Below are 4,745 nucleotides of genomic sequence, written 5' to 3' on the forward strand. Positions count from 1 at the left end.
TGGGAAGGAAGCCTGCGAATGCATGGGTACCCGATGTTATCCACGTCTTTGCGCGTCGTTTGACGTGGATTTGGGTTTTAACGTAAGCAAACAAAATCCAGTGACGGTAATGAATGCAGACACCATCATACAAAATGCAGTTTCGCGAGTAAATTGACGGCGAGAATACCAACGCCATCGTTCTTCGTCCCAGCTCCTGACGTCATCAGGATCATTGCCATCCGTCTTCGATGCTCCGTCCTCGCCTGTTGAGTAGACTCTCGCTTTTTCGTCAAAGGTTTTTCGTGATTGAATTCGATACGGATTACCCCAAGCATCTGGCCGCGGAGGATGCATCAAGATTCTCGCAGCGGGATCAACCGAAGAAAGCCGATTGTGAATCCAGTCATTGATCGTGTCGTCCGTAACTGTAATGTTTGCATGTTTGCAGTATCTGACCGAATCTTCGATTAATTGTTGGGCGTGACGCACGCTGTTTGTCTCCTGTTGCCACGGATACGTCCGTATAGCAGGAAAAGCGAAGAACCCCACAAGCCATGTGTTCAGAAGGAAGACAGCCGGAAGAAGCATAAGTTGGCGAACGGTAAATCTCATCCATGAATCTGCCGTGGATAACGAATCATAATCTATCCCAACGGAAGTGAAGCGGAACTGAGCGATAGTTTGAGCGTTGGGCTATGTCGGTTTGCCGTTGCTTCCATCCGCTGTCAGGCTTGTGCGGATTCTACACGTTCCGCATCTCAGAAAACCAGTCTAACCGATGCGTTGGGACGGTTGCAACATGCCGGTTGTTAGATTGCCAATCCGTGGCAGGCGAATGGTCCGTCCGATTGTTACGGTTCTGACTGCTTGGCAGCGTAGCTGCCCCAGACCTTTAGACGCGTATTCGATTGTGAGACTGACATGAGACACGCTGTAATGCTCGATACTGGACCAGTGGCTAGCGGTTACCCAGATGGGAGTGTCATCCACTTGTCTTCAACTCATTTCCAGTACGCACGTCCAACATTTCGTTCGTCCCGTTTGGGATGCATCTACACTATCAAGTTGTTTGATTGGTAGATCTGATTTTACCAAAGGCAAGATGCATCCCACAAGAGATCCCCACCATTAGAATTGGCATTCCAGCAACCATGAACACTGGAGTCACTGATGGCGATTCAAAAAACCGCCACCAAAAGCCGCAAATCCCTATTCCAACCAAAACCAAAGCAAGCCTTAACGGATTTGTTAGTTCTAGCCAAAGTTTGTCTCCACAGTTTCTACACCGTTTTGACGCTATTGTGTTCCAAACAGTCCATCTAGACACAGGATGCGAACACGAGGGACAAAGATTCCGACCAATCCCGCCCTTTACTCGCAAGTCTTCGTTCACAGACGATGGTTTGTATGGATTCATTTCGTGCATTGCTATCAGGACGAACGACGGCGGTAACGAGGCCGCCCCCAAAAACCTATGTTTTAAAAACCGTCATCTGCGGCTACCGTTCAACACATAGTAATTTAGCGATTCCGGATAGACCTAGAACCCTTCCATCACGTCACGTGCATCTTGTTTCGTCAATATCGTCAATTCAAGCCTTGCGATCACGTCGTCTGGTGAAGCCATGGAACGTAACAAGATGACCTTGTAAACCTCGTTTTTTGCAGCCAAGGTCAATTGTTTGTGTTTGTCACAATAGCGTGAATACGCTGTGGCCATGCGTTCCCATAAGGCGAGTTCGCTGTCTGGGTTCAGATCACGTATGAAGTTATCAGCCCATTGGGCAACTGTCTGACCGTCAATTTCTACAAAGACTTTTTGGAGCGAAGCAATTCGCTGTATTTGCACTGCTGTCAACGAGTCTCGCTGAATTGGACCTTGTTGTAGTTCGTTCGGGTCAATCCATTTTGTTTCACCGTTTTGCACATCCTCGACGGCAACGGTTCCTGATTCCGGCGGTGTTTCAAGCGTTGTGCTGGAGCAAGATGTTAGAAACAGCGTCAGCATCGCTAGCCAGTAGAACAAGGTTGATGATTTGCGATTACGCATGTTCTAGCCAAAAAACGACTGGGTTGACCGAGGGCGAGTTGGTGACTCAACGCAAGTCAAACCCGACCGAGCCCTTCGCGACCATCGCATTGTTTTGGCAATTGTCCCCTAATGGCGACGGGAATCAAGAAGTCTAAGGCATTGCTCCGCATTGTTTGCCAGATATTGCTTCTCTTGTCGGAACTTAGTCATCCAACCACGAATATTCTCTTCCTCATCTACAGTGAGATCCGCCCATTGGAGAAAGGACCAGATACCAGCAAGCGAGTTTAGTCCATTTACTCCGTAAAGCTCAGGATTTGAGTACGCTTGATCTGCGATCCAAAGAAGAGCGTTCTTGGTTCGCCCATCGGTATGGATCATTGCTAGAAGGATTCCAACGAATCGCTGTCGCTCGTCAATGTTGTGCGGATCTCCGTCGAAGAACTGCTTGCAAAGATCAACATAAAGCGATTGATCCCTTGCCAAATCGTTGAGGCGACTTGATTCGCGGAGTGTATGCAGCTCGCTGTCAGCGAGATCCGCGAATAGGCTCATGAACTCAGTGCGATCCATTGTTTCGGTGCCAGAACGAATAACAATCTATCCCAACTGGATTGAAGCGGAACGAACGAATAGGTTGTGCGCTGGGTTATGACCGTTTGCCGTTGCTTCCATTCGCTGTCGGGCTTCGCGGATTCTACACGTTCCGCTACGATGGAAACCAGTCTAACCGATGCAACGGTGCTGCTGCAACATGTTTGCGATAACGCCCACAACAGACCGGGCAGACAGACCCAGTCAATCCCATGTTCGTCTCTAGAACAATGATGCGGAATCAAATCCTTTATATGTCATTTGTATATGTCATTTGCTTTCGTGACGTTCGTAGTGGTAGTGTTCCTGACTAGCGGACGTAAATCGCTGTATGAACTCGGGAAGTTTTTGATTGGGCGCTTGAGGATTGAACCACCCGTTCGCGATTGCATGATCATACGCTGATTGATCGAGCGGATAAAGCGTCAACGTTCCCTCAAGTTTGTGCTCCGTGATCCATGCCTCAGCGTTCTCGCGTGAAGTGAAGACGCCACTCGGGAAAGTTGCCTTTGCGCCATTAAAGACCCAAACGCCTTGCAGGAACGCGTGTGTTCCATTCACTGGACGTGTCGCGTGCAGAAGCTCACCAGTCCGCTGAAGTTCGTTGATTGCGGCCGTAATCGTTTCCTTTGTCAGGACGGAAAGCACGATCATGTGAGCTGCGGCAGCATGAATTCGGATCGTTGAGTTCGGAAGAAAGTCACCGAATCGATCGAGCGAATCCGGAGTGCAAAAAAAGCACCAACGCCGCTCGCCCGAGTCAAGTTCGATTGATACCTCCACGGCGTAAGTAATCGGGGATGGAATCTCATGCTCGATGATGATTGAACGGACTATCATGGGGGCATTGCAAAATAGCGGTGGCAAGTTAAGTCTCTGAAAATCTAGCCCGTCGATGCGTTGCTTAGGCCAATCGGATTGTTCAGGCATTCTAACTCCGACGCATATGTCTTAAGAGTCTTCTTTTCGATTCAATAGATCCACGGCTGCGATAAAAAAGAAAATCCCAAAGGCGCCTAAGATATAGAAGCCAAGAACAAACGGCAACAATGAGAAACCCGCCATAGGACCAACAACTTTCTCAGTTAAATTGGGCCGAAATGACTCACTCGCCCAAAGCGCCAAACCGGGTAGGGAAACCAAAATCGTAGAAGTGTTCCATAGCCTAAATGCAGATGCACGATTTGTAGATAAAGTAGTAAACACCAGTCCAGGAATGTTTTGGAAGTTGGCGAATATGAAAAGTAGTACGAAGTGCTCTAAGCTTCTTCCCCCGCTTTGAAATGTAACCACGCAACATGCAAGCCCCGTTAATAGGGCAATGGCCCAAACGACAATCGGCAGGCGACGTTTTGCGTTTTCTTGCGTTGCAGGAGTGCTTGGTTGCAAATCCGAGTTCTTTCTTGCCAGCGCCGTTCACCCGACCGCAGCGAACGACATTGATTTTAAATTCCGCGTGTTTCGCGGCTCGATATGCAACGGTTTGGTACGCCCGTCATGTGCATTGGTTAATTGGGTTCACTTCCCATGTGCGTGACAGGAACCTCTAGGAGAGCAGTATACCAAATGAAAACTTCAAGAGAACAATCAATAGGTGAAGGCAACTGCGTGAGGGTGACCGAGCGTGGAAAGGAAGCCTGCGAATGCATGGGTACCGTGATTGTGGAACATCGAAGAGCTGGACATCGCACAATCGAATAACCTAGAGACTCTCTGACGTCCTTAGCCCAGGTTATTCGCCGAATCCGCCAAAGAGCCATAACCCAGTCGAGAGAAAACATCGCGATTTCGCGAAGTGTCGGTTCCACTCAACTGAGATGGGTAGTTACGAACAGTTTTCTACCCACGTGTGAACAAAGAGGCTGGTGTTGTCATGACCCCAGCCTTTTTTCGTTTTTCCACCAGTCTTTTCGTTGTTCGGCCGCTTTCCACACGGCTCTCACTAGGTCTCTAAAGCTCATAACCTGACGGTCACCTCTAAAAGTCATTTTGAGTCCAAAATCGCCAATTTTGGCCAAAAGTCTCTCGGATCTCTGCGCGCCTCTGACCTGGGGTTATGAGCTTTTAAGGGAAAGTCTCTAAAGCTCATAACCTGGAGGTATTTTCGTGCAGCTTGCTAGCCGGGTTATGAGGAAGA

General features: G+C 48.7%; 6 protein-coding genes. 1 reads left to right on the forward strand and 5 read right to left on the reverse strand.

What is annotated here, in order from left to right:
• Positions 1–36: 36 nt before the first annotated feature.
• Positions 37–336 (reverse strand): hypothetical protein, encoded by a 300-nt coding sequence (locus ACIQ2L_RS14465; RefSeq protein WP_396160086.1) that lies wholly within the window; start codon positions 334–336, stop codon positions 37–39.
• 567 nt (positions 337–903) lie between these two features.
• Here ACIQ2L_RS14465 and ACIQ2L_RS14470 point away from each other — a divergent pair.
• Positions 904–1,062, forward strand: coding sequence for a hypothetical protein (locus ACIQ2L_RS14470; protein WP_396160088.1), 159 nt, complete (start codon positions 904–906; stop codon positions 1,060–1,062).
• Between the two features lie 460 nt (positions 1,063–1,522).
• Here ACIQ2L_RS14470 and ACIQ2L_RS14475 read toward each other — a convergent pair whose 3' ends face one another.
• The 4 genes from ACIQ2L_RS14475 to ACIQ2L_RS14490 form a co-directional block, all read right to left on the reverse strand.
• The gene (locus ACIQ2L_RS14475; protein ID WP_396160089.1) at positions 1,523–2,032 is read right to left on the reverse strand and encodes a hypothetical protein; all 510 of its coding nucleotides are present in this window, start codon (positions 2,030–2,032) and stop codon (positions 1,523–1,525) included.
• Between the two features lie 108 nt (positions 2,033–2,140).
• Positions 2,141–2,587, reverse strand: coding sequence for a hypothetical protein (locus tag ACIQ2L_RS14480; protein ID WP_396160091.1), 447 nt, complete (start codon positions 2,585–2,587; stop codon positions 2,141–2,143).
• A gap of 291 nt (positions 2,588–2,878) precedes the next feature.
• A complete protein-coding gene (locus tag ACIQ2L_RS14485; RefSeq protein ID WP_396160093.1) occupies positions 2,879–3,538 on the reverse strand; it encodes a hypothetical protein in 660 nt (219 codons plus the stop codon).
• A gap of 21 nt (positions 3,539–3,559) precedes the next feature.
• Positions 3,560–3,997, reverse strand: a complete 438-nt coding sequence (locus tag ACIQ2L_RS14490; RefSeq protein WP_396160095.1) for a hypothetical protein — start codon at positions 3,995–3,997, stop codon at positions 3,560–3,562.
• Positions 3,998–4,745 lie beyond the last annotated feature (748 nt).

This window comes from Flavobacterium sp. (assembly GCF_044369455.1).
GTDB lineage: Bacteria > Bacteroidota > Bacteroidia > Flavobacteriales > Flavobacteriaceae > Flavobacterium.